The sequence below is a fragment of the Rhodobacter sp. P1_C2 genome, assembly GCF_056406375.1.
Window position 1 is genome coordinate 13,225 of record NZ_JBFUAG010000016.1, and the last position, 22,327, is coordinate 35,551.

At 67.3% G+C, this 22,327-nt stretch carries 18 protein-coding genes; 4 read left to right on the plus strand and 14 right to left on the minus strand.

Annotation, left to right across the window (positions count from 1 at the left end; translation table 11 throughout):
• The first annotated feature begins 65 nt into the window (after positions 1-65).
• Positions 66-932: a GNAT family N-acetyltransferase gene (locus AC1DZT_RS21765; protein ID WP_478008750.1), complete on the plus strand. Its 867-nt coding sequence runs from the start codon at positions 66-68 to the stop codon at positions 930-932.
• An 11-nt stretch (positions 933-943) separates the two neighbouring features.
• Here AC1DZT_RS21765 and AC1DZT_RS21770 read toward each other — a convergent pair whose 3' ends face one another.
• The gene (locus AC1DZT_RS21770) at positions 944-2,269 is read right to left on the minus strand and encodes an NAD(P)/FAD-dependent oxidoreductase (protein WP_478008751.1); all 1,326 of its coding nucleotides are present in this window, start codon (positions 2,267-2,269) and stop codon (positions 944-946) included.
• A gap of 78 nt (positions 2,270-2,347) precedes the next feature.
• The gene (locus tag AC1DZT_RS21775; RefSeq protein WP_478008752.1) at positions 2,348-3,667 is read right to left on the minus strand and encodes an NAD(P)/FAD-dependent oxidoreductase; all 1,320 of its coding nucleotides are present in this window, start codon (positions 3,665-3,667) and stop codon (positions 2,348-2,350) included.
• 214 nt (positions 3,668-3,881) lie between these two features.
• On the opposite strand from AC1DZT_RS21775, the gene AC1DZT_RS21780 reads away from it, so the two are divergent.
• A complete protein-coding gene (locus AC1DZT_RS21780) occupies positions 3,882-4,358 on the plus strand; it encodes an Lrp/AsnC family transcriptional regulator (RefSeq protein WP_478008753.1) in 477 nt (158 codons plus the stop codon).
• Between the two features lie 109 nt (positions 4,359-4,467).
• Here AC1DZT_RS21780 and AC1DZT_RS21785 read toward each other — a convergent pair whose 3' ends face one another.
• From AC1DZT_RS21785 to AC1DZT_RS21815, 7 genes are all read right to left on the minus strand, one after another.
• The gene (locus AC1DZT_RS21785) at positions 4,468-6,132 is read right to left on the minus strand and encodes an ABC transporter ATP-binding protein (RefSeq protein ID WP_478008754.1); all 1,665 of its coding nucleotides are present in this window, start codon (positions 6,130-6,132) and stop codon (positions 4,468-4,470) included.
• Complete coding sequence (locus tag AC1DZT_RS21790) at positions 6,132-6,971, minus strand: ABC transporter permease (RefSeq protein WP_478008755.1); 840 nt, start codon at positions 6,969-6,971, stop codon at positions 6,132-6,134. Before AC1DZT_RS21790 ends, AC1DZT_RS21785 begins: the two co-directional genes overlap by 1 nt.
• Positions 6,971-7,924 (minus strand): ABC transporter permease, encoded by a 954-nt coding sequence (locus AC1DZT_RS21795; protein ID WP_478008756.1) that lies wholly within the window; start codon positions 7,922-7,924, stop codon positions 6,971-6,973. The genes AC1DZT_RS21790 and AC1DZT_RS21795 overlap by 1 nt, the downstream gene beginning before the upstream one ends.
• Positions 7,925-8,012: 88 nt before the next feature.
• Positions 8,013-9,623 (minus strand): ABC transporter substrate-binding protein, encoded by a 1,611-nt coding sequence (locus tag AC1DZT_RS21800; protein WP_478008757.1) that lies wholly within the window; start codon positions 9,621-9,623, stop codon positions 8,013-8,015.
• A gap of 257 nt (positions 9,624-9,880) precedes the next feature.
• Entirely contained in the window at positions 9,881-10,795 is a 915-nt protein-coding gene (locus AC1DZT_RS21805; RefSeq protein ID WP_478008758.1) for a 2-hydroxyacid dehydrogenase, read from the minus strand.
• The gene (locus AC1DZT_RS21810; protein WP_478008759.1) at positions 10,795-12,171 is read right to left on the minus strand and encodes an aminotransferase class III-fold pyridoxal phosphate-dependent enzyme; all 1,377 of its coding nucleotides are present in this window, start codon (positions 12,169-12,171) and stop codon (positions 10,795-10,797) included. Before AC1DZT_RS21810 ends, AC1DZT_RS21805 begins: the two co-directional genes overlap by 1 nt.
• Before the next feature lie 18 nt (positions 12,172-12,189).
• A complete protein-coding gene (locus AC1DZT_RS21815; protein WP_478008760.1) occupies positions 12,190-13,026 on the minus strand; it encodes a GNAT family N-acetyltransferase in 837 nt (278 codons plus the stop codon).
• Between the two features lie 312 nt (positions 13,027-13,338).
• Here AC1DZT_RS21815 and AC1DZT_RS21820 point away from each other — a divergent pair, with 312 nt between their 5' ends.
• Entirely contained in the window at positions 13,339-14,007 is a 669-nt protein-coding gene (locus tag AC1DZT_RS21820; protein ID WP_478008761.1) for a haloacid dehalogenase type II, read from the plus strand.
• The gene (locus AC1DZT_RS21825; RefSeq protein ID WP_478008762.1) at positions 14,008-15,291 is read left to right on the plus strand and encodes an NAD(P)/FAD-dependent oxidoreductase; all 1,284 of its coding nucleotides are present in this window, start codon (positions 14,008-14,010) and stop codon (positions 15,289-15,291) included.
• Positions 15,292-15,377: 86 nt separating this feature from the next.
• On the opposite strand, the gene AC1DZT_RS21830 is transcribed toward AC1DZT_RS21825, so the two are convergent.
• The 5 genes from AC1DZT_RS21830 to AC1DZT_RS21850 form a co-directional block, all read right to left on the minus strand.
• Positions 15,378-16,835, minus strand: a complete 1,458-nt coding sequence (locus tag AC1DZT_RS21830) for an NAD-dependent succinate-semialdehyde dehydrogenase (protein ID WP_478008763.1) — start codon at positions 16,833-16,835, stop codon at positions 15,378-15,380.
• 10 nt (positions 16,836-16,845) lie between these two features.
• Positions 16,846-17,886 carry a tartrate dehydrogenase gene (locus AC1DZT_RS21835; protein WP_478008764.1) on the minus strand — a complete coding sequence of 347 codons (1,041 nt, stop codon included), beginning with the start codon at positions 17,884-17,886 and terminating at the stop codon, positions 16,846-16,848.
• Between the two features lie 7 nt (positions 17,887-17,893).
• Positions 17,894-19,357 carry an aldehyde dehydrogenase family protein gene (locus AC1DZT_RS21840; protein ID WP_478008765.1) on the minus strand — a complete coding sequence of 488 codons (1,464 nt, stop codon included), beginning with the start codon at positions 19,355-19,357 and terminating at the stop codon, positions 17,894-17,896.
• 122 nt (positions 19,358-19,479) lie between these two features.
• A complete protein-coding gene (locus tag AC1DZT_RS21845) occupies positions 19,480-20,343 on the minus strand; it encodes a LysR family transcriptional regulator (RefSeq protein ID WP_478008766.1) in 864 nt (287 codons plus the stop codon).
• 37 nt (positions 20,344-20,380) lie between these two features.
• Positions 20,381-22,327, minus strand: a complete 1,947-nt coding sequence (locus tag AC1DZT_RS21850; protein ID WP_478008767.1) for a hydantoinase B/oxoprolinase family protein — start codon at positions 22,325-22,327, stop codon at positions 20,381-20,383.

A 22,327-nucleotide genomic window follows, 5' to 3' on the forward strand; every position in this document is an offset into this window, starting at 1 on the left:
AGGAAATGCTCGTGGATCGCGGATAAGATGGGCAGACTGCGAAAAGATGCCTGAGGAGTGTTGCCGTGCAAGCTGCGCCTACGAAATTGCTGGAATCCTACGAGCTTGCGGTCTCGCCGATGGAACTGGCCGATGTGCCGAAGCTGCACGAGCTGTCGATCGGTGTCGGTTGGCCGCATCGCCCGGAGGATTGGGCGCTGGTGATCGGTCTTGGCCATGGCATCGTCGCGCGGGACGAGATCGGGCGGGTGGTCGGCTCGGCCATGTGGTTCCCGCTTGGGGCGGAGCATGTGGCGATCGGGATGGTGATCACCTCGCCCCGTTTGCAGGAACATGGCGCCGGGCGCTGGCTGATGGGGCATATCTTCGATCAGGTCGGCGCGCGCGGCAAGGTGCTGAACGCCACGCGGGCGGCCTACAGGCTTTACATCTCGCTGGGGTTCATGCCGCTCAGCCCCTCTTATCAGCACAATGGCGTGGTGACCGGGCTGGCCGCAAACCCCGGCGGGACGCGGCTGCTGCAAGACGCGGATCGGCCCGCCATCCATGCGCTCGACAGCGCCGCGATGGGGGTGGCCCGGCCCGATGTGGTGGAGCGGCTTTTGGCGCAGTCCGACGGTCGGGTGATCGAGCGGGATGGCCAGGTGTCGGGCTTTGCCCTGTGTCGGAAGTTCGGCCGCGGCCATGTCGTGGGCCCCGTGGTGGCCGAGACGGATGCGGATGCCATCGCTCTCGTCGCCCCCTTCGTGGCGGCGATGCAGGGCCAGTTCCTGCGTCTGGACACCCGCCAGCCCGAAGGGCCGTTCCGCGAGTTTCTGGTGGCCTGCGGCATCCGCCATTATGACACCGTGACCCGGATGGGGCTGGGGTCGGTGCCGGTAACCAAAGGCCCGGCGCAGACCTTTTCGCTGGTCAATCAAGCGCTTGGCTAGGGCGCCTTGCCTTACATCATGCCCATCGCACCCAGATCGGTGCCGTCGATCATCCGTTCATAGCGGAAGGGGCGCGGGTCGACCGAGGGCGCATCGCCGCGGATCAACTCTGCCGCCAGCCGCCCGGCTGCGGGGCCGGTGCCAAAGCCGTGCCCGGTGTGCCCGGCCGAGACGAAGAGGCCCGGATGCGACAGGACCGGGCCGATGACGGGAATGGCGTCCGGCGTGCAATCGACCATGCCGCCCCAGGCGCTGGCGATCTTCAGACCGGCGAGCGCGGGATAGGCCTCTGCCATGCCCCGCAATCCACGGCGCAGCAGGGCGGCATCGGGCGCGGGGTCCAAAACGCGGTTCTGCTCGAAGGGCGAGACGCTGTCCGCCGTCCAGCGGCGCAGCGCGTCGGGGCCAGACCAGAAGCTGCGCCCGAGGCTGAAGCTCAGCTTGGCGCGGCGCTTGACGAAGGTGGGCCAGAAGGGGCGGGCCTGGGCCAGACCCATCGGCGCCAGATGCAGCTTGCCAAAGCCGCTGAGGCCGACCGTATAGCCGCCATCCAGCCGCCGCCGCAGGGTCAGATCCGGGGTGGAATGGCCGCCCGCGATCACCTCTGGCCCAGGCTCGGTGAAGAAAGAGGTGGACTGGATCGAGGCCTGCAGGAATTTCAACCCGTGGTGGCGCAACAGCATCCCGGCCCAGGCGCCACCGGCCAGAAGGACGGCATCGCAGCCGATCCGCCCTGCCTCGGTCATCACGCCAGAGACGCGCCCGGCGGAAAACTCGATCTCGCGTGCGGCGCAGCCCTGATGCAGGCTGGCACCATGGCGGCGGGCGGCTTCGGCGATCTGGGGCACGGCGAGGGCGGGCTCGGCCCTTCCATCGGTGGGGGAATGGACGCCGCCTTTCCAGGTTCTGGCGTGATGCGGCAGCAGGGCGGCAGCCTCGGCGCCGGAAATCATCCGGGTGTCAACGCCATAGCCGCGGGCCATCTGACCCCAGGCCTCCCAGGCGGCGAGATCTGCGGGCGCGTTGGAGGTATAGACCAGCCCTGCGCGGCGAAAGCCCATATCGCCCGCCTCATTCGCCAGGCTGTCCCACATCCGCAGGGCCAGGATCGCCAAGGGCAGCTCGCGTTCGTCGCGGTTCTGCTGGCGACACCAGCCCCAGTTGCGGCTCGACTGCTCGCCCGCGATCACGCCCTTTTCGACGACCGCCACCGAACTGCCCCGCCGTGCAAGCTCCCATGCCGCGGCGATCCCCGAGATGCCGCCGCCGATCACGACGACATCGACATGGGTAGGCAGGGTGGCGTCGCTGACGACGCGCTGAACCGGGGGGGACAAGGCAGGCTCCTTCCTGACAATTCCGGCGCGGCCGGGCAAAGCAACGGTTCGGGCAGGTGGTGGAACCCGCGCTGGGGATCAGAACTCGGCGACCTTGCCCCAGGACGATCGGGCAAAGCGGGCCGGGTCATAGTCGGCGGCATCCACCAGCGGCGGCGCCCCGGTGACCAGATCCGCGATCAGATGGCCGGCCCCTGGGCCGATGCCAAAGCCATGGCCGCTGAACCCCGCGGCGAGGATCAGCCCCGGCACGCCAGTCTCGCCGATCGCGGGCACACCATCTGGGGTGCTGTCGGTGTAACCGGCCCAAGCGGCAGTCACCTTGGCATCGGCCAGCGCGGGGAAAAGCAGGCGGGCGCGGCGCAGGGTCTCGGCGATCTGGGCCTGGTCGGGGGCGGGGTCGAGGATGCGGTTGGCCTCCATCGGCGTCGGCGCGTCAAGCCGCCAGCGCCGCAGGGTCTCGTGGCCGCCGCGCAAGCCCTCCAGCCCGCCGAGGGCTAGGGATTTGCGCCGCTTGAAGAACATCGGCAGGAAGCTTTGGGCAAAGCGCATCTGCTGCAGGGTCATGTCGATCCGCGCCTTGCCGGAAATCGCCAGCGTATAGCCGCCGTCGCCGCGCCGCGTGGCCGAAACCTGCGCGGTGTGGAGCGCGTCGGGCAGATCCGCCCCGGGCCCCACGGCAAGGATCGAGGCGCGCACCGATGCCTGCGGGAACCGGATGCCAAGCTGGCGGCAGAAGGAGGAGGCCCAGGCGCCGCCCGCCATCACCACCGTGCGGGTGCGGATCACCCCGGCTTCGGTGACGACGCCTGCGACCCTGCCACCGGCCAGCTCCAGCCCGCGCGCCGCGCAGAACTGGTGGACCGAGCCGCCGAATTTCTCCACCCCGAGGGCGATGACGGGGGCGGCGCGCTGGGTGTCGGCAATCCCGTCGGTGGGCGAGAAAACCCCGCCTTTCCAAGGCTTTCCGGTGGCGCGCCCACGCTCGGTCGCCTGCGCCGCCGAGAGCATCTCGGTCACGACACCCTCACCCCGCGCAAAATCGCGCCAGCGCGCCCAGCCGGCAATCTCGGCCTCGTCGTTGGAGAGATACATCAACCCGGTGCGGCGAAAGCCGAGGTCGAGGCCGATCTCTTCGGCCAGCTTGTCCCAGAGGGCAAGGCTTTTGGTCGCCATCGGCAGTTCGCGGGCGTCGCGGTTCTGCTGGCGGCACCAGCCCCAGTTGCGGCTGGATTGTTCGGCGCCGATCCGGCCCTTTTCGACCAGAGCGACCTTCACGCCGCGGCGCGCCAGGTAATAGGCGGTGCTGACGCCGACGATTCCGCCGCCGATCACCACGACATCGGCGGCATCGGGCAGGCTTTGTGCGGTGGTGATGTGGTAAAGGGGTGCGGGCATCGGGGCCTCCTTGGCCCTCAATCTAGGGCGCGCGGGCCGGGCGGGGCTACCGCTCGCGCGCCAGATGCGGCATTTTCTGCTGACAATCGCGCAAGAAGCAGAGCGTTATACTTTTTGGTTTTTGTGGGCCCAGACCCCGCTGCGAGGGCTGAATCGGTTGAGGTTTCGGCAGATCCTGCGTAGCATGGGCGCAGGCGTTGCGAAGGGGTGCCGCATGAAACTCGACCGGATCGACATCCGCATCCTGCACGAATTGCAAAAAAATGGCCGCATCACCAATGTGGAACTGGCCGATCTGGTGCATCTGTCGCCAAGCCCCTGCCTGATGCGGGTGAAAAAGCTGCAGCAGGCGGGGTTCATCCTGGGCTATTCGGCGCAGATCGACATTGCCAAGCTGGGCCAGACCATCACCGTCTTCACCGAAGTGACGCTCAAGAACCACCGCCAGATCGACTTTCACCGCTTTCAGCAGGCGGCCGAGAAGGTGGAGGAGATCATCGAATGTCACCTGATTTCCGGCGGTTACGACTATCTGTTGAAGTTCGTCACCGCAGGCATCGGCGATTATCAGACCCTGATGGAGCGGTTGACCGACATGGACATCGGGATCGACAAATACTTCAGCTTCGTGGTGATGAAATCGCCCTTCATCAAGGCGCATCTGCCGCTGAAGACCATCTTCCCGATGTGAATTGCCCAAGTCCTTCAGAACGCTGGCTTAAAGGTCCAAAACCCGGGCTTTGGCGCGGTCTTCTTGCTGTCTTCCTTCGGTCTTCCTTCCGTCTCTACGCGCGGGGAGATCAGAGCTCGTTAACCATGCTCTGCGACTCTGCCTGGCGCAGGGGTACGGAATCGAGCCAGCTGCTGTCCAGTTTCGGGACCGAGGCGAAAAGCAGCTGCGAATAGGGGTGCTGCGCGCCGCCGGCGAGGTTGGCTGCGGCCAGACGTTCGACCACCGCGCCATTGTGCATCACCATCACATCGTCGCAGATCGCCTGGACCGTCGAAAGGTCATGGCTGATGAAGACGTAGGACAGGTGCAGCTCGCGCTGCAGTTCCTTCAGCAGGTCGATGATCGCGGCGGCGACCACGGTATCGAGGGCGGAGGTGATCTCGTCACAGAGGACCACATCGGGCTTGGCGGCCAGCGCACGGGCGAGGTTGACGCGCTGCTTTTGCCCGCCGGACAATTCGCCGGGCAGGCGGTGCTTCATCGCGCGGGGCAGGCGGACCATGTCCAGAAGGCTCTCCACCCCGGCGTCGCGCGCGGCACCCTTCTGGCCGTGGTAGAAGGTCAGCGGACGGCCGAGGATTTCGCCCACCGAACGGGCCGGGTTCAGCGCGGTATCGGCGAGCTGGAAGACGATCTGCAGACGGCGCAGCTGTTCCTTGTCGCGCAGATGGGCGGCGGGGGCGAGGGTCTGACCGTCAAGCAGCACCGTGCCCGCAACCGGCGGCAGCAGCCCCGCGATGGCGCGGGCGAGGGTGGATTTGCCCGAGCCGCTTTCGCCGATCACCCCGAGGTTCTGCCCGCGGTCAAGCCGGCAGCTGACATTGTGCAGCGCCAGCTTGTTGGGCATCCCCTTGGCATCGAGCGGGCCGTAACCGGCCACGACGCCCTTCACCTCCAGCACCGGCAGCTTGACCGAGGTATCGGCCCGGGCGGCCGAGGCATAGGGCACCGGCTCGAAGGCGGCGAGGAGTTCCTTGGTATAGGGGTGGTTTGCGTGGTGCAGGATCTGGTCGGTCGCGCCCTCCTCCTGCACCTCGCCGCCCTTCAGGACGAGGATGCGGTCGGCGATCTGGGCCACGACGGCAAGGTCATGGCTGACATAGACCCCCGCCATGCCGCCCGCCTTCATCACCGATTTGAAGGCGCGGAGCACCTCGATCTGGGTGGTGACATCGAGGGCGGTGGTGGGTTCGTCGAAGATCACCAGCTTCGGCCCGCCGATCAGCGCCATCGCCGCCGAGACGCGCTGCAACTGCCCGCCGGACACCTGATGCGGGTAACGCTGGCCGATGGTTTCGGGGTCGGGCAGGGCCAGGGCGCGGAAGAGGTCGACCGCCTTGGCGCGGGCCTGGTCCATCGGCATCAGCTTGTGGATCTGCGCCACCTCGATCACCTGGTCGATCAGGCGCTGCGCCGGGTTGAAGGCGGCGGCGGCGCTTTGCGGGATATAGGCGACCTCGGTGCCGCGCAGGCTTTGGCGGCGCGCCTCGGGCATGGTGACCAGATCCTGCCCCGAAAGCCGGACCTGCCCGCCGATGATCCGGCAGCCAGGGCGGGCATAGCCCATCATGGTCAGCGCGATGGTGGTCTTGCCCGATCCGCTTTCGCCGATCAGGGCGACGATCTCGCCCTCGGCAATGTCAAAGCTGACGCCCTTGATGATTTCGATTTTGCGTCCGGCATCGCTGGTGGCCTGGACCCTGAGGTCACGGATCTCGACGAGGTTGGGCATCACACACTCCGGTCGCGGATCTTGATGGGAAGGTTGTCGATCAAGAGGTTGACCGAGATGGTGAGGCTGGCAATCGCAAGGCAGGGCATCAGCACGGCAGGGGCGCCATAGGGCAGGCCGCCGATGTTTTCCCGCACCAGCGATCCCCAGTCGGCATTGGGCGGCTGCACGCCAAGGCCAAGGAAGGACAGGCCCGACAGCAGAAGCACGATGAAGACGAAGCGCAGGCCAAGGTCGGCCAGCACCGGGCCGGTGATGTTGGGCAGGATCTCTTGCGCGATCAGGTAGCCGGTCTTCTCGCCCCTCGCGCGGGCGACGGTGACGTAATCCATCGTGTTGATGTTGACTGCCATGGCGCGGGCAAAGCGGAAGGCGCCGGGGATGTAGATGATCGCCAGAAGCACGATCAGCACCGGGATCGAGGAGCCGATGGCGGCCACCATCACAAGGCCGAACATTTTCGACGGGATGGAGCTGAGCGCGTCCAGCGTGCGGCTCAGCACCGTGTCAAGCCAGCCGCCGACCACCGCCGCCGTCATCCCCAGCACGACGCCGGAAAAGCAGGCCAGGCAGACCGAGGCGAGCGAGATGCCGACCGTGTAGCGCGCCCCAAGCAGGATGCGCGAGAACATGTCGCGGCCAAGGTAATCCGAGCCGAACCAGAGTTTCGCGCTCATCGGGCCGAAATAGTCGAAATCGACGATCTTGCCGGGGGCATAGGGGCTGATCCAGGGGCCAAGGACGGCGACGACGGCCCAGAAGGCCACGACGCAGGCGGCCAGGATGCCGACGGTGGGCATGTGATAGCCAAGGCGTTTCGGGGTCAGGGACAGGGCCATTACTTGCGCAACCTCGGGTTCGAGAGAATGGCTATGATGTCGGCGGTGGTGATCAGCACCAGATAGCCAAAGCAGAACACCATGACGCAGGCCTGGATCAGGGGCAGGTCTCGGGTGGCCACGGCATCGACCATCAGCTTGGCGATGCCGGGGTAGTTGAAGATCGTCTCGACGATGATCACCCCGCCGAGGAGGTAAGACAGCGACAGCGCCACCGCGTTGACGATGGGGCCGATCGCGTTCGGCAGGGCGTGGTGCAGCACCATCCGGCGGCGCGAGGCGCCCTTCAGCAGCGCCATCTCGACGTAAGGCATCTTCAGCGCGTCGATCACGGCGGCACGCGTCATCCGGATCATCTGGGCCGAGATGACGCAGCAGAGCGTGATGACCGGCATGGCGAAGACCTTGATCAGCGCGCCGAAGCTGGTGATCTCGTTGGTGAAGGACAGGGCGGGCAGCCATTTCAACCAGACGGCGAAGGTGAGGACGGCCAGCGTGGCGATCAGGAACTCCGGCACCGAGATCACCGCGACCACGCCCATCGTGATCACCCGGTCATAGACCGAGCCGCGGTACATCGCCGTGGTGATCCCGAGGAACAGTGCCAAAGGCACCGCCACGACCGAGGTCACCGCGGCAAGCTTCAGCGTATTGGCCAGCCGCCCGGCGATCATCGACGCAATCGGCAGGTTGTTGGCGTAAGAGGTGCCCAGATCGCCCTGAACAAACCCCAGAAGCCAGCGCAGATAGCGCAGGATCGCCGGGTCGTTGAGGTGCATGGCGGTGCGCAGGCCCGCCACGGCCTCGGGCGTTGCGGCCTGACCCAGCAGGATCGTCGCCACATCGCCGGGCAGCATCTGCGTCGCGGCAAAGACCGCGAAGGACACGATGGCCAGCGTGATCAGGGCAATGCCCAGCCGCGCCATCACAAGGGAAACCGTCTGCGCCGTCATCCTCGTCTTCCCCATCAGCCCGAGCTTGCAAAAATCAGGCGACCGGAAGGGGGGAGCATCCCTTCCGGTCGCCGCGGTCAGGCTTGTGTTACGCCTCAAGCCAGACATATTCGGCGAAAGCATAGCCCATCATGCCGCCCAAGGGGTTGGCAACCAGGCCCTGCAGCTTTTTCGACTTGGCATCGACGTTCGACAGATAGGCCGGGATCGCGGTGCCCGCCTCGTTGGCGACCATGACCTGCATTTCGTCATAGATCTCCTTGCGCTTGGCGAAGTCCTGCAGACCGCGCGCCTCGACCAGCATCTTGTCGAACTTCTCGGAGGAGTAGTGGCTTTCGTTCCACGGCGCCTTGGTGTCGTAGAGCAGCGAGAACAGGATATCCGGCGTCGGCCGCGGGTTGATGTTGCCGAAGTGGATCGGCGCCACCAGCCAGTATTTGTCCCAATAACCATCCGACGGCACGCGCTGCACATCGAAGGTCATGCCGATCTCGGCCCCGGCCTGTTGCACGACGGTGGCCATCTCGATCGAGGAGGTGGCGGCCTCGGAGGCGACGATCGGGATCGACTGGCCGAGGAGACCGGCCTTCTGGAACAGCGCCTTGGCCTTTTCCGGGTCATAGGCGCGCGGCTTGAGGTCGGCGTTGTGATAGCGGCTCATCGGCGCGATGGGTTGGTCATTGCCGATCTCGGCCAGACCGCGCAGCACCGATTTCTGGATCGTCTCGCGGTCCAGAAGCAGCTTCATGCCCTCGACGAAATCGGCCTTGTCGCCGGGCGACATGTCCAGACGCATGTTGAGGTTGGTGTAGTTGCCGGCGGTCGATTGCAGCATGTCGACGTTGGACTGGCTTTCGATCAGGCGCATGGATTGCGGGCTGATCGAGGCGGCCAGTTGGATATCGCCGGAAATCAGCGCGTTGACCCGGGCGGAATCGTCCGAGATGCCGAAGAATTCAAAGCTGTCGAGCGGGACCGGCCCTTTGAAATAGGCTTCGTTGCGCGCCATGACCGAACGGACGCCGGGCTCGAAACTGTCAAGCTTGAAGGCGCCGGTGCCGTCGCCTTTCGAGAAATCGGTGGTGCCTTCGGAGACGATCATGAAGTGGTGCAGCGCCAGGATGGTCGGCAGGTCGGCATTGGCAGCCGCAAGGGTGATCTGCACGGTCGAAGGGTCGACGGCCTTGATCTCGACCATCTGCTTGGCGATGGAATGGACCTTGGAGCCGGTGGCCTCGTCCAGATGACGCATCAGCGAGAAGACCACATCGGCCGAGGTCAGGGTCTTGCCGGAATGGAAGGTCACTCCGGATTTCAGCTTGACGGTCCAGACGACGGAATCCTTGCTTTCGATGCTGTCGGCCAGTTCCATCTGCACGTCGCCGTTCTCCGGCAGGAAGGTCAGGCGGTTGTAGATCGCACAGCAGCGGACGTAATCGGTCGAGAGCGAGGCCTTGGCCGGGTCGAGCGTGTCGGAGGTCGAGGAGGACCAGCCCGCCGCCTTCAGATGCCCGCCCTTGACCGGCGTTGCCGCCATCGCCCGCGAGGCGCGGCCGAGGATCGTGCCGCCGGCCGCCAGGCTGATGCCGCCCGCCATGAACATCCGCAGAAGGTCGCGGCGCGTCGCACCGCCCCGCAGCGCCTTTTCAACCATCGCATCATCGCGACGGGTCCAGTTCTTCACATCGTTGTCTTTCATGGCATTTTCCCGTGTTGCTGCGCCTGGGCGCATTTTTATCGCGTCTCCCTTCCCAAGCGGGCCGGGGGTCTGGTTCGACACTTGCGGCATTTACTGCCAGAGTGTGATCTGGCCGCTCTGGCCGGAAAACCTCTGCAATTCTTGCGGTTCTTTGGTGTTCTATGCGGTCATTCTGCGCCAATTCTCCAAAGGTAAACTTTGAAAAGTCTGGTCAGACGGCAGAATATGCTGAATCGTTTGGGCGCTGCGGCATCTGGTCAGTAGCCTTTTGTGCGGTCGACGAGGCCGGGGATCGCGGCGCCGGCGCGATCGGCGCGCAGGACGGCTTCGACATGGGCTGCGGCGCTTTCGGGCCTTGTCTGGCAGGCGATGTGCGGGGTGACGATGACGCGGGGATGATACCACAAGGGATGGTCGGCGGGCAGGGGCTCCGGGTCGGTCACGTCCAGCATGGCGCCGGCCAGATGGCCGCTGTCCAGCGCCGCGAGCAGGGCCTGCGTGTCAAGCTGCCTGCCCCGCCCGGCATGGACCAGCTGCGCCCCCTCTGGCAGGCGGGCGAAGAGGTCGGCGTTGAGAAGGCCGGTGGTCGCCTCGGTCAGCGGCAAAAGGCAGATCAGCAGATCGGTGCGGGCGAGGAAGGCGGGAAGGTCGGTAAAGCAGGTGACCCCCGCGATCGCCTGCGGGCTGCGGCTCCACCCGGCGAGGGGGAAGCCGAAGGGGCGCAGGGCGGCCAGCGCGGCCTGGCCCAGCTGGCCCAGCCCCATCACCCCGACCCGGCGCAGGGCGGCGGGCCGGTTCGCGCTGGTCTGCCAGAGGCCCTGCCGCTGCCGGCCAAGGTACATGGGCAGATCGCGGTGCAGGGCGAGGGTGGCGAGCGTGACATATTCCTGCATCTGTTCGGCAATGCCGGGGTCGAGCATCCGCACCACGCGGATCTGCGCCGGCAGGCGGGCGAGGTCGAACTGATCGACGCCCGCCCCTACCGAGATGATCATCCGCAGGTTAGGGTAGGTCGCGGCCAGATCGGCGGGCGCCTCCCAGGTGACCAGATAGCGCACCGCTGCGGGGTCGGGCGCCTGGCCGATGTGGAAGGCCAGGTCGGGGAGGGCGCGGGCCAGGGCCGCGCGCAGGACCGCGCCGCGCCCCGGGTCCGACAGGTAGAGAAGCGACATCAGACGAGGGCCGCCCGCACCTCGGGGTCCTCCAGCGTCTGGTCAAGGGTCTGCCGGGTCAGCGCGACGATCCGGTCGATCTCCTCCCCCGTGCAGCAGAGCGGCGGGGCAAAGCCGAGGACGCCATTGCCGAAGGCGCGGATCACCAGGCCGTTGGCCCAGGCCCGCTCGAAGATGCGTGTCGCGGGCAGGGCTGCGGCGGGCAGCGGGGTTTTCTGCGCCTTGTCGGTCACCAGCTCCACCCCGGCGAGCATCCCGCGGCCGCGGACATCGCCGACCAGCGGGTGATCGGAGAGGCTGGCCAGCCCGTCGAGCAGGCGGGCGCCCATGGCCCGGCCATTGTCCAGAAGCCCGCCCTCGTAAAGGTCGAGGACGGCGAGGCCGACAGCCGCGCTGACCGGATGGGCGGAATAAGTGAAGCCATGGCCGATGGCGGCGGCGCCGGCATGGTCGGCGATCGTGGCATAGACCTTTTCGGAGAGGAAGACCGCGCCCATCGGCACATAGCCCGAGGTCAGGCCCTTGGCGCAGGTCAGCATGTCGGGCACCACGCCCTCCTCGGCGCAGGCAAACAGCGGGCCGGTGCGGCCAAAGCCGGTGATGACCTCATCGGCGATGAAGAGGATGTCCATCTCGGTGCAGACCGCCCGCATCGCCGCCATCCAGCCCTCGGGCGGCACCAGCACCCCGCCCGAGCCCTGGATCGGCTCGGCATAAAATGCCGCGACGCGCTCCGGCCCGCCGATCTCCGCGACCTTGGCGCGCAGCTGGGCGACGGAGGCCGCGATGATCGCGGCGGGGTCCTGGCCCACCGGGTTGCGGTAGGCGTAATGCGACGGCAGTTTGTGCTGGTAGTCCAGCGGCACGCCGAAGCCCGCATGGAACAGCGGCAATCCGGTCAGCCCAGAGCCTACGGTGGAAGACCCGTGATAGCCCTGCAGAAGCGAGATGAACTGATCCTTCCCCGGCATCCCCCGCGCGTTCCAGTAGTAGCGCGCAAAACGCACCGTGCTGTCCACCGCATCCGACCCGCCGAGCGTGAAATAGATATGGTTCAGATCGCCCGGCGCCAGATCGGCCAGACGTGCGGCCAGCAGGATCGCGGGCTCTGACCCCAGGCCGAAATAGCCGGTGGCATAGGGCAACTCGCGCAGCTGGCGGGTGGCGGCCGCGATCACGCTCTCCTGCCCGTAGCCCGCATTGACGCACCAGAGGCCGGAAAAGCCGTCGATCAGCTGGTGGCCGGTGGCATCGGTCACCGTGGCGCCCTTGGCCGCGGTGATGACCCGCACGCCCGCCTTCTCATGCCCGCGCCAAGAGGCGACGGGATGGATCAGATGCGCGCGGTCAAGCTCGATGAGGGAATTGCTGAGCATTTTGGTCTCCGGATCAGGTCAGCCGAGCGCCTGCGCGGCGAGGGCATGGGTGTGAAAGCTGTGTTGGGGCGCGGGTTGCACCACCGGCCCGCCGCGTCGCATGGTGATGCCGCCGCCGACCAGGGCGAGGCCCATGCCCTGCAGCCAGGCGGCAAGGCCAGAGGTTTGCGGGATGTCGGCCCGCAGGAAACCGCCGGGGTTGGTGGAAAACAGAAAGGAAAACAGCAGTTTGGCCTCGTCATCCGATCGGGCCACGACCGGACCCGCCACCTCGCCCCGCCCGAAGGCGCGCAAGGTGGCAAAGCCCGCCAGGCCGCCCGCCTCGCGGATCACGGCGATCCGGCCCACCTCGGCCAGCCGGGTCAGCAGCGCGGTGCGGTCTGCGCCGGTGGCCTGCCGGTCCAGCGCCACGATCGCGGGCAGATCGGCGGGCGTGGCCCATTCGACCCCATCTGGCGGGTTGATCGCGGCGACCGGGCCTTGCAGTTGCAGGATCTGCCCGGTCTCTTCGAAGCCGAGCTTCTGGTAGAGGGGAAAGCCCTCTGCCGTGGCGGTCAGCCGCCATTCCTGCGGCGCGGCCAGCGCCATCATCCGCTCCATCAGGCTGCGACCCAGACCCCGCCCGCGCATCGCCGCGTCGACGATGATCATGTTGGCAAAGGCCACCGGGCCAAAGGCGGTGGCAATGGCGGTGCCCACGACACGCTCGCCCTCCAGGGCCACGACGCCCTGGCTCAGGCCAAGGACCAGGTCCCAGTCGGCGCGGCGGTGCGGCCAGTCGGCGGCGCGCGACAGGCGCAAAGCCCCGTCGAGGTGATCCGGGGTGAAGGATGCGAAGGTGAGTGTATCGGTCATGGCCAACCTGTCAGGCGTCTGGAATGGCACCCAGACTAGGCCGGCTTGGCCGCCGCATGCGGTTGCAAGCGAAGGCTACAGCGCAATCTTCCGCCGTTCCCACCCCGGCACACCGCAGGAAGTGCCACGGCCTGCCTCTGGCGGCCCGCCCCCGGGGGGTGGCAAGGCGCGTCTCCGCAACTCTGTGCCGCAGCGCCGAATTCATACAGCGTTTTGTGCTTTGCCAGGGCGGCATTGCAACAAGGCCAGCCGTCCGACTGCCGCTAGACTGAGCGGAACGCAGCCCCCAGCTCTTAGCCCAAGGATCAAGCCATGCCCGCCTTCCGCCCGAAATTCGTGACCTTCGATTGCTACGGCACGCTCATCAACTTCGACATGGCCGGCGCCGCCCGCCGGATCTATGGCGCGACGCTGGACGAGGCGGCGATGGCCAAGTTCATCAAGAACTTCGCCGCCTACCGGATGGACGAGGTTCTGGGCGCTTGGAAACCCTATTCCGAGGTGGTCTACAATTCGCTGGAGCGGACCTGCAAGCTGAACAAGGTCGCCTTCCGCGACGAGGACGCGCTGCGCATCTATAACGAGGTGCCGACCTGGGGCCCGCATCCCGACACCGCGGCGGGCCTTGCCAAACTCGCCAAGGAGATCCCCTTGGTCATCCTCTCCAACGCCGACAATGCCCAGATCATGTCGAATGTCGAAAAGCTGGGCGCGCCTTTCCATGCCGTCTTCACCGCCGAACAGGCCGGCAGCTACAAGCCGCAGATGAACGGGTTTGAATACATGTTCGACCAGCTGGGTTGCGGACCCGAGGATGTGACCCATGTCTCCTCCTCCTTCCGCTATGACCTGATGACGGCCTATGACCTCGGGATCAAATCCAAGGTCTGGGTCAACCGCAAGCACGAGCCGGCCAATCCCTATTACGAATATACCGAGATTGCCGATATCGGCGGTCTGCCCGGCGTGTTTGGCCTGTAAATGGTGACGCAGTTCAGCTCTTACTGGCACGACACCGCCCCGGCCTTCACCGGCGGCACCACGGCGGCGCCGCAGGGTCCTTACGATGTGGCGGTGATCGGGGCGGGGTTCACCGGCCTGGGTGCTGCGCGCAAACTGGCGATGGCGGGGCAGCGCGTCATCGTGCTCGAGGCGCATCAGGTGGGCTTTGGCGCCTCGGGGCGCAATGGCGGGCATCTGAACAACGGCATCGCCCACAGCTATCTGCACGCCTGCACCCTCTTCGGTGAGGCGCGGGCCGAGGCGATGTACCGCGCCTTCGATCAGGGCATCGAGACGATCGAAAGGATCATCGCGGAAGAGGGGATCGCCTGCGATTTCCGCCGTTCGGGCAAGCTGAAGCTCGCCTCCAAGCCCGCGCATTTCGAAGGGATTGCGCAGAATTACAAGGCGATCCATGCCAAGGTCGACCGCGAGGCTGAACTCCTCAGCCGCGCCGACCTCGCGCGCGAGATCGGCTCTGATGCCTTCCACGGCGGGCTTCTGATGCCGAAAAGTGCGATGATGCACATGGGGCGTTTTGTGGTGGGTCTGGCAGAGGCCGCGGCCCGGCACGGGGCGGAGATCCACGAGCATACCCCCGTCACCGCCCGCAAGGCGGAAGGGCAGGGCTGGGTCCTGACGACGCCGAAGGGCCCGGTCTCGGCGGCGAAGATCTTCCTCGCCACCGGGGCCTATACGACCGCGGCCTTCCCCTTCTTCCGGCGCCGCATCGTGCCGGTCGGCAGCTTTCTTCTGGCCACCCGCCCGCTGACAAGCGCCGAAGTGGCCGCCACCATGCCCGGCAACCGGACCTGCGTGACCTCGCTCAACGTCGGCAATTACTTCCGCCTGTCGCCCGACCAGCGGCTGATCTTCGGCGGCAGGGCGCGGTTCTCGGCCCGGTCAGACCAGCAATCGGACGCGAAAAGCGGTGCCATCCTGCAAGCCGCCCTGGCCGAGATCTTCCCCCAGTTGAAGGGCGTGGAGGTCGATTACTGCTGGGGCGGGCTGGTCGACATGACCAAGGACCGCTTCCCGCGCGCAGGCCAGGCCGATGGCGTCTGGTATTCGATGGGCTATTCCGGCCACGGCGCCCAGATCGCCACCCATATGGGCGAGATCATGGCCGATCTGATGACGGGAAAGATCGCCCGCAACCCCTGGGCCGATCTGCCCTGGGCCGCGGTGCCCGGCCATTTCGGCAAGCCCTGGTTCCTGCCGGTGGTCGGCGCCTGGTACAAATTCCTCGACCGGGTGCAGTAACCGGCATCCCTTTCATTCTGGCGCAAATATCCTGGGGGGCGAAGCAGCTTGCTGCGCAGCGGGGGGGCTAGCCCCCCCTTTTCCTTTCAGAGACCCGCCATGTGGAAGGCCTTCGCCTCGAGATATTCCTCGATCCCCAGCCTGCCGCCCTCGCGCCCGAGGCCCGATTGCTTGACCCCGCCGAAGGGCGACACGGTGGTGGACACCGAGCCCGTGTTCAGCCCGACCATGCCAAACTCCAGCGCCGCGCCGACGCGCCAGGCGCGCTTGTGGCTTTCGGTGAAGAAATAGGCGGCAAGGCCGTAGGGCGTGGCATTGGCCAGCCGGATCGCCTCTTCCTCGGTTTCAAAGCGGAAGAGGGGGGCGACCGGGCCGAAGGTCTCTTCCTGGGCGAGGTCCATCGCCTCGGTGGCCCCGGTCAGCACCACCGGGGCGGCATATTGCGCGCCCTCGGGTACCGGGGCTGAGGCTGCGACCTTCGCGCCCTTGGCCAGGGCATCGGCGACATGGCGGGCGATTTTCTCGATGGCGGCGGCGTTGATCATCGGGCCGATGTCGATGCCAGGGGTCATGCCCGGCCCGACCTTCATCGCCGCGACCCGGGCGGAGAGCTTCGCCGCAAAGGCCTCGTAAACCCCGGCCTGCACCAGGATGCGGTTGGAACAGACGCAGGTCTGGCCGCCATTGCGGAACTTCGACAGGATGGCGCCTTCGACCGCCGCCTCCAGATCGGCGTCATCGAAGACGATGAGGGGCGCGTTGCCGCCCAGTTCCAGGCTCAGCCGTTTCACGGTGGGCGCGCATTGCGCCATCAGAAGTGATCCGATCCGGGTCGATCCGGTGAAGGACAGCTTGCGCACCGTGGGGTTGGCGGTCAGCTCGACGCCGATCTCCTGCGGCATGCCGGTCACGATATTGACCACGCCGGCAGGTATCCCCGCCCGTTCGGCCAGAACGCCGAGGGCGAGGGCCGAGAAGGGGGTGAACTCGGACGGTTTGATCACCACGGTGCAGCCTGCGGCCAGCGCCGGGGCCACCTTGCGGGTGATCATCGCATTGGGAAAGTTCCAGGGGGTGACGATGGCGCAGACGCCGACCGGTTCCTTCAGCACCACGATCTGCCGGTCGCCAGCCGGGGCGGGGATGACCGAACCGTCGATCCGCCGCGCCTCTTCGGCGAACCATTTCACGAAAGAGGCGCCATAGGCGATCTCGCCCTTGGCCTCGGCCAGGGGTTTGCCCTGTTCCATGGTCAGGATCAGGGCGAGGTCGTCGGCATGCGCCTCCATCAGGGTGAACCAGCGTTCCAACGCGGCGGCGCGCTGGGCATGGGGGACGCGGCGCCAGGTCTGGAAGGCGGCATTGGCGGCCTCGATCGCGGCGCGGGTCGCTATCCCCGTCAGGTCCGGCACGGTGCCGATGACGGCGCCGGTGGCGGGGTCGGTCACGGCGACGGTCCGGGCACCCTCCACCCAGGCGCCGCCGATCAGGGCGCTTTGGCGGAAGAGGCTGGGGTCTTTCAGGCCGGGCAGGGTCTGGGTCATCGGGTTCATCCTAATCGAGGGCGGCCAGAACGGCCTGGGTGATGGTTTCGGTCCGCTCGGCCCCTTGCCTTGTGCCGATGCCCCGGGCGGTCGCAGCTTCCACCGCCGCCATGACGCGGCGGGCGGCCTCGGCCTCGCCCAGATGGTCCAGCATCATCGCGGCCGACCAGATCGCGGCGATCGGGTTGGCGATGCCCAGATGGGCAATGTCGGGGGCCGAGCCATGCACCGGCTCGAACATCGAGGGCGCGCTCCGCTCGGGGTTGATATTGGCCGAGGCGGCATAGCCGAGCCCGCCCTGGATGGCCGCGCCAAGGTCGGTCAGGATATCGCCGAAGAGGTTCGAGGCGACCACCACATCCAGGCTTTCCGGCGCCATCACCATCCGGGCGCAGATCGCATCGACGTGATAGGCGGTGACCTCCACCTCCGGGTAATCCTTGGCCACAAGCGCCGTCATCTCGTCCCAGAACACCATCGAGTATTTCTGGGCGTTGGATTTGGTGACCGAGGCGAGCTTGCCGCGCCGCTTGCGGGCCTGTTCGAAGGCAAAGCGCAGGATGCGTTCCACGCCGGTCCGGGTGAAGATCGCGGTCTCCACCGCCACCTCGTCCGGCGTGCCGAGATGGACGCGGCCACCGGCGCCGGAATATTCGCCCTCGGTATTCTCGCGGATGCAGAGGATGTCGAAGCCCGCCTTCCGGAGCGGCCCCTCGACCCCGGGCAGCAGGCGGTGCGGGCGGATATTGGCATATTGCACGAAAGCCTTGCGGATCGGCAGCAAGAGCCCGTGAAGCGAGACGGCATCGGGCACCTTGGCGGGCCAGCCGACCGCGCCGAGGAAGATCGCATCGAAGCCGCGCAAGGTCTGCAGCCCGTCTTCGGGCATCATCCGGCCGGTCTGCAGATAGGTCTCGCAGGACCAGGGGAAGCTGACGGTCTGCAGGCGGGGGCAGGCCTTGGTCGCCACCTGCATGGCGGCTTTGGTGACGGGAACACCGATGCCGTCGCCGGGGATCAGCGCGATGCGGTGGGTTTTCGTTGCGGTCATTTCAGCCTCACAGGTCGATCAGGACGGATTTGCTGCGCCGGTTGGCGTGGTAGACCTCGCGCCCCAGATCCTTGCCGAGGCCGGAGGATTTGTAGCCCCCGGTCGGCAGGATGTGATCGCGCGAGCGGCCATAGCGGTTGATCCAGACCGTGCCGGCCTGAAGCCCCTTCATCACCCGCAAGGCGCGGGACAGGTCGCGGGTGTAAAGCCCGGCGCAAAGGCCATAGGTCGGGTGATCGGCAAGGGCCAGCGCCTCGGCCTCGGTGGTGAAGGTTTGCAGGGTCAGGACCGGTCCGAAGATTTCCTCGGTCACGGCGGGGTTGGTCTGGGTGACCTGGGCCAGCAGCGTCGGCGCGTAGAAATAGCCCGGCCGGTCCAGGCGATGGGCGCCGGCCAGCACCTCGGCGCCCTGGGCCACGGCTTGCGTCACGATGCTGTCGATCCGGTCGAGCTGGCGGGCCGAGATGATCGGCGAATAGGCACTGGCGGCATCCCAGGTCGCGCCGGGGGCCTGGGCCACCATGCGCCGGGTCAGGGCCGCGGCGAAGTCTTCGGCGACCGAGGCCTCGACGATCACCCGGCTGCCCGCGACGCAGGCCTGACCTGCGTTGAACAGGATGTTGCGGGTGATGCAATCGGCGGCAAGCGTCAGGTCGGCATCGGCGAAAACGACTTGCGGGCTTTTGCCGCCCAGCTCCAGCGTCATCGGCTTCACCCCGCAGCGCGCGATATTGGCCATGATGGCAGAGCCTGCGGCGGTGGAACCCGTGAAGCTGATCTTGCCGATGTCGGGATGGCCGGTCAGGGCGGTGCCCGTCGTCGGCCCGTCGCCGAGGACGACATTGATCAGACCCGCCGGTATCCCCGCCTTCACCGCCAGCTCGGCCAGGCGCAGGGTGGAAAACGGCGTCATCTCGGAGGGTTTGATCACCACCGCATTGCCCGCCGCCAAGGCCGGCCCCAGTTTCCACCCCGCCATCGAGATCGGGAAGTTCCAGGGCGTGATCGCGCCCACGACGCCGTAAGGCTCGCTCACGATCATGCCCAGCTGGTCGCCGCGGGTCGGGACCAGATCGCTGCCCTCCTTGTCGGCCATCTCGGCGAAGAAACGGATCTGTTCGGCGGTCACGGCGATATCGCCCGCGACGATCTGGGAGATCAGCCGCGTGGAAGGCATGGCCTCCAGCCGGGCCAGATCCTCGGCCTCGGCCTCGATCAGGTCGGCCCAGGCGTGCAGCGCACGGGTGCGGTCGCGCGGCTGGCACTGGCCCCAGCCCGAGGTCTTGAGCGCGGTCTTCGCTGCCGCAACCGCCTGATCCACGACCTCCGCCCCGGCAATCGGGCAGCTGGCGAAGCCTTGGCCATCCGAGGGGCGGCGCAGGTCCATGCCGCCTTGGGCCGGCACCATCCGGCCGCCGATGAAATGGCCCTGCGGCAGGTTCAGGGCATCGGGATTGAAGGACTGGGTCATCGCATTCTCCGGCTTCTCTGGGGCCGAAGATAGCGGCAGGGGCCCCGCAGATTGCGTCGGGGCTTGGGGGTGCGCAGCGGATTATCCCGTTTGGCGCGGCGCTGGCGCAATTCTGTGTGGCGTCAAAGCCGGGCGCGCAGGGCGGCGAGGAAGGGCTTGGCCAGCCGGGACAGGGGCCGCGCGCTGTCGGTCGAGGCGACGAGGCCCATCAGCACCGCAGGCCGGAAGGGGCGGCGGATCAGGCCGGGCCAGTCGGTCATCCCGTCCACCAGCGCCACGCCAAGCCCGGCTGCGACCAGCGGGGGTGCCGCGACCGAGGTCGTCACCTGCAGCGCCACCTCGCGCGCAAGGCCCGCCGCGCGGAAGGCCTCGTCCAGCGCCGGGCCCACCACCGCATGGCTGCCGTAGGAGATCAGCGGAAAGCCTTGCAGATCGGCGGGACCGATGGCGTCCAATGCGGCCAGGGGGTGGCCCTGCGGCAGAAGGACGGCAATCTCCACCGGGGCCAGCGCTTCGGTCCGCACGGTGGGGGCAAGGATGGGCGAGAGGGTCAGGCCAAGGTCGAGGTCGCCAAGCCGCAAGGCCTCGGTGATCTCCTTGGCGGTCAGGTTGTGCAGGTGGACCTTCACCGTCGGATGCTGGGCGCGGAAGTGGGCCAGGGCCTGCGGCAGGACCGACCAGATCACCGGCAGGCTGGCCCCGATCCGCAAGAGGCCCACCTTGCGGGCGCCGACGCTGCGGGCGAGGTCGCGCAAGACCTCGATCTGGCGGTACACCCGGTCGGCATCATCCTGCAGCAGATGCGCCTCGGGCGTGGCCACCAGCCGCCCGCCGATCCGTTCGAACAGCGGGTAGCCGAGGTGATCCTCCAGATGGTGCAACAGCTTGGAGGCGGCGGGCTGCGAGATGCCAAGGCTCGCCGCCGCGGCGGTCAGCGACCCGTCGCGCAGGATGGCACGGAAAAGCTCGATCTGGCGGGCGTTCATCGCGCCAAGGGGCCATATCGCGGCGGGCGGCGCAAGATCACAGGGCGTATTGCGCGCTGAGGCCGGCAAAAATCTCTGCCATCGCGGCAGAGGGGCTGCGGGCCACCTCGGCAAAGACCCGGTGTTTCAGGAAGAAGCGCCAGCCGACCGGTTGCGCCGCAAGGAAGGCGGTCAGAAGGGCATAGCGGTCTGGGGTCCAGACCGCCTCGAAAGCCTGACGCTGCGGGGAATGGCTGAAGGTCTGCGGCGCGGGGCGGGGGGCGGCGCGCGAGGCGGCGGTGGCCGCGGCATCGACGGCGCCTGCGCGGATCACCACGCCGTAATCGCGGGCCGCCGCGGCCACGCTGACCGCCCCGGCCTGCACATCGCGCAGGACCAGCGCCTCTGGCCGCAGGTAGGGATCGCCCCACCCACCCGCGCCGGGGCCCGTGACACGGATCACATCGCCGGGCGCGCAGGCGACAAGATCGGTGTTGCCCAGATCCTCGGCCACCCCTTCTGGGTTCTTCACAAAGCGCGAGACGCAGGCCGCCCCCGCGCCCTGCAGCCCCCAGGCCGCCATGACAGACCGGTTGCGGTTGCGCGCCGTCACCACGGTTTCGGGGGCAGAGACCTGAAACTCCATCACCGCCGACAGCCCTCCGCGCCAGAGGCCCGGTGCGCCGGTGTCAGGCTCCAGCCCATAGCGCAGGAAGCGGATCGGCACCTCGGCCTCGGTGATCTCCACCGGCGTGTTGCGCAGAAAGCCGGTGGCCCCGCCCGCCCCGTCGCTGCCATCGGCAAAGGGCGTGGCCCCGCCGCCGCCGCCCACCGGCCCGATCGAGGCCATGATCGGCCTTCCGTTCCGGGCCGAGGTCTTGATGTTCATGATCGCATTGCCGCCCGGGGCTGCGGTGGGGATCAGGTCCGGCAGGGCCTGGGCAAAGGCGCCGACGGTGACGATCTGCGTCATCGCACAGGTGAGCGAGCGCATCCCGATCGCCGCACCGGGTGCGGAGTTCACCATCGAGCCTTCCGGCAGCACCGCCCGCGCCGGGCGCAGGGTGCCGGCGTTGAGCCACAGGCCCGGGTCCAGCGTGTAAAGGACGTAAGTCAGCCCGACCATCACCAGCGGATGCCTTTCGCGCCCCCCGGTCGGCATGTTGAGCGAGGACCCAAGCTGCGGATCGCTGCCGGTATAGTCGAGCTCCACGCTGTCGCCCCTGATCCGCAGGGTCAGGGCGACGCGGGCGGGCAGGCCCTTGGGGCTGTCCTCGTCGGCATAGTCGGCGAAGAAATAGTCGCCATCCGGGATGCGGGAGATTATGGCGCGGGTCTGCGCCTCGGCATGGTCGAGGATGGCTGCGACCCCGTCCAGAAAGGCGGGCAGGCCAAAGCGGCGGATGATCTCGGCCATCTTGCGCGCGCCCACGTTGACGCTTGCGATCTGGGCGGCAAGGTCGCCGAGGTTCTGGTCCGGCAGGCGGACATTGGCGCGGATGAGCTGGGCGATATAGGGGTTTTCCACCCCGTTCTGCACCAGCTTGACCGGCGGGATGCGCAGACCCTCCTGCGCGATCTCGGTCAGGCTGCGCGACAGCGAGGCGGGGACCGCGCCGCCGACATCGGTGTTGTGGATGTGGCCCACGACAAAGCAGGCGAGGGTGCCCTCGTGGAAGACCGGCTTCCAGATGTGGATGTCGGGGGTGTGGGTGGCGACATGGCCGGCCTCGGGGTCGTTGGTGATGCAGATGTCGCCCTCGGCATAGCTGTCGAAACTGGCGAGCAGCGGGCCGTAGTCGATGCCGGAATACCAGGGCGCGCCGAACTGGCGCGGGTTGGCGAAGGCCAGACCCTCGCGGGTGACGACCTGGGCCGAGAAATCCTCGGTCTCCTTGACGAAAGCCGAATGGGCGGTGCGCATCAGGGTGAAGGCCATGGCATCGGCGGCGGCACCGCAGAAATTGGCGAGGACTTGCAGGCTGCGCGGGCTGATCTGGGTCAT

Bases quoted from the DNA above. Each gene is read 5' to 3' on its own strand.
- AC1DZT_RS21795 (WP_478008756.1), bottom strand. From the start codon at position 7,924: ATGACGGCGCAGACGGTTTCCCTTGTGATGGCGCGGCTGGGCATTGCC.
- AC1DZT_RS21775 (WP_478008752.1), bottom strand. From the start codon at position 3,667: ATGCCCGCACCCCTTTACCACATCACCACCGCACAAAGCCTGCCCGAT.
- AC1DZT_RS21790 (WP_478008755.1), bottom strand. From the start codon at position 6,971: ATGGCCCTGTCCCTGACCCCGAAACGCCTTGGCTATCACATGCCCACC.
- AC1DZT_RS21810 (WP_478008759.1), bottom strand. From the start codon at position 12,171: ATGCTCAGCAATTCCCTCATCGAGCTTGACCGCGCGCATCTGATCCAT.
- AC1DZT_RS21800 (WP_478008757.1), bottom strand. From the start codon at position 9,623: ATGAAAGACAACGATGTGAAGAACTGGACCCGTCGCGATGATGCGATG.
- AC1DZT_RS21850 (WP_478008767.1), bottom strand. From the start codon at position 22,327: ATGACCCAGATCAGCCCGCGCAGCCTGCAAGTCCTCGCCAATTTCTGC.
- AC1DZT_RS21825 (WP_478008762.1), top strand. From the start codon at position 14,008: ATGGTGACGCAGTTCAGCTCTTACTGGCACGACACCGCCCCGGCCTTC.
- AC1DZT_RS21830 (WP_478008763.1), bottom strand. From the start codon at position 16,835: ATGACCCAGACCCTGCCCGGCCTGAAAGACCCCAGCCTCTTCCGCCAA.
- AC1DZT_RS21785 (WP_478008754.1), bottom strand. From the start codon at position 6,132: ATGCCCAACCTCGTCGAGATCCGTGACCTCAGGGTCCAGGCCACCAGC.
- AC1DZT_RS21845 (WP_478008766.1), bottom strand. From the start codon at position 20,343: ATGAACGCCCGCCAGATCGAGCTTTTCCGTGCCATCCTGCGCGACGGG.
- AC1DZT_RS21805 (WP_478008758.1), bottom strand. From the start codon at position 10,795: ATGTCGCTTCTCTACCTGTCGGACCCGGGGCGCGGCGCGGTCCTGCGC.
- AC1DZT_RS21780 (WP_478008753.1), top strand. From the start codon at position 3,882: ATGAAACTCGACCGGATCGACATCCGCATCCTGCACGAATTGCAAAAA.
- AC1DZT_RS21835 (WP_478008764.1), bottom strand. From the start codon at position 17,886: ATGACCGCAACGAAAACCCACCGCATCGCGCTGATCCCCGGCGACGGC.
- AC1DZT_RS21820 (WP_478008761.1), top strand. From the start codon at position 13,339: ATGCCCGCCTTCCGCCCGAAATTCGTGACCTTCGATTGCTACGGCACG.
- AC1DZT_RS21815 (WP_478008760.1), bottom strand. From the start codon at position 13,026: ATGACCGATACACTCACCTTCGCATCCTTCACCCCGGATCACCTCGAC.
- AC1DZT_RS21840 (WP_478008765.1), bottom strand. From the start codon at position 19,357: ATGACCCAGTCCTTCAATCCCGATGCCCTGAACCTGCCGCAGGGCCAT.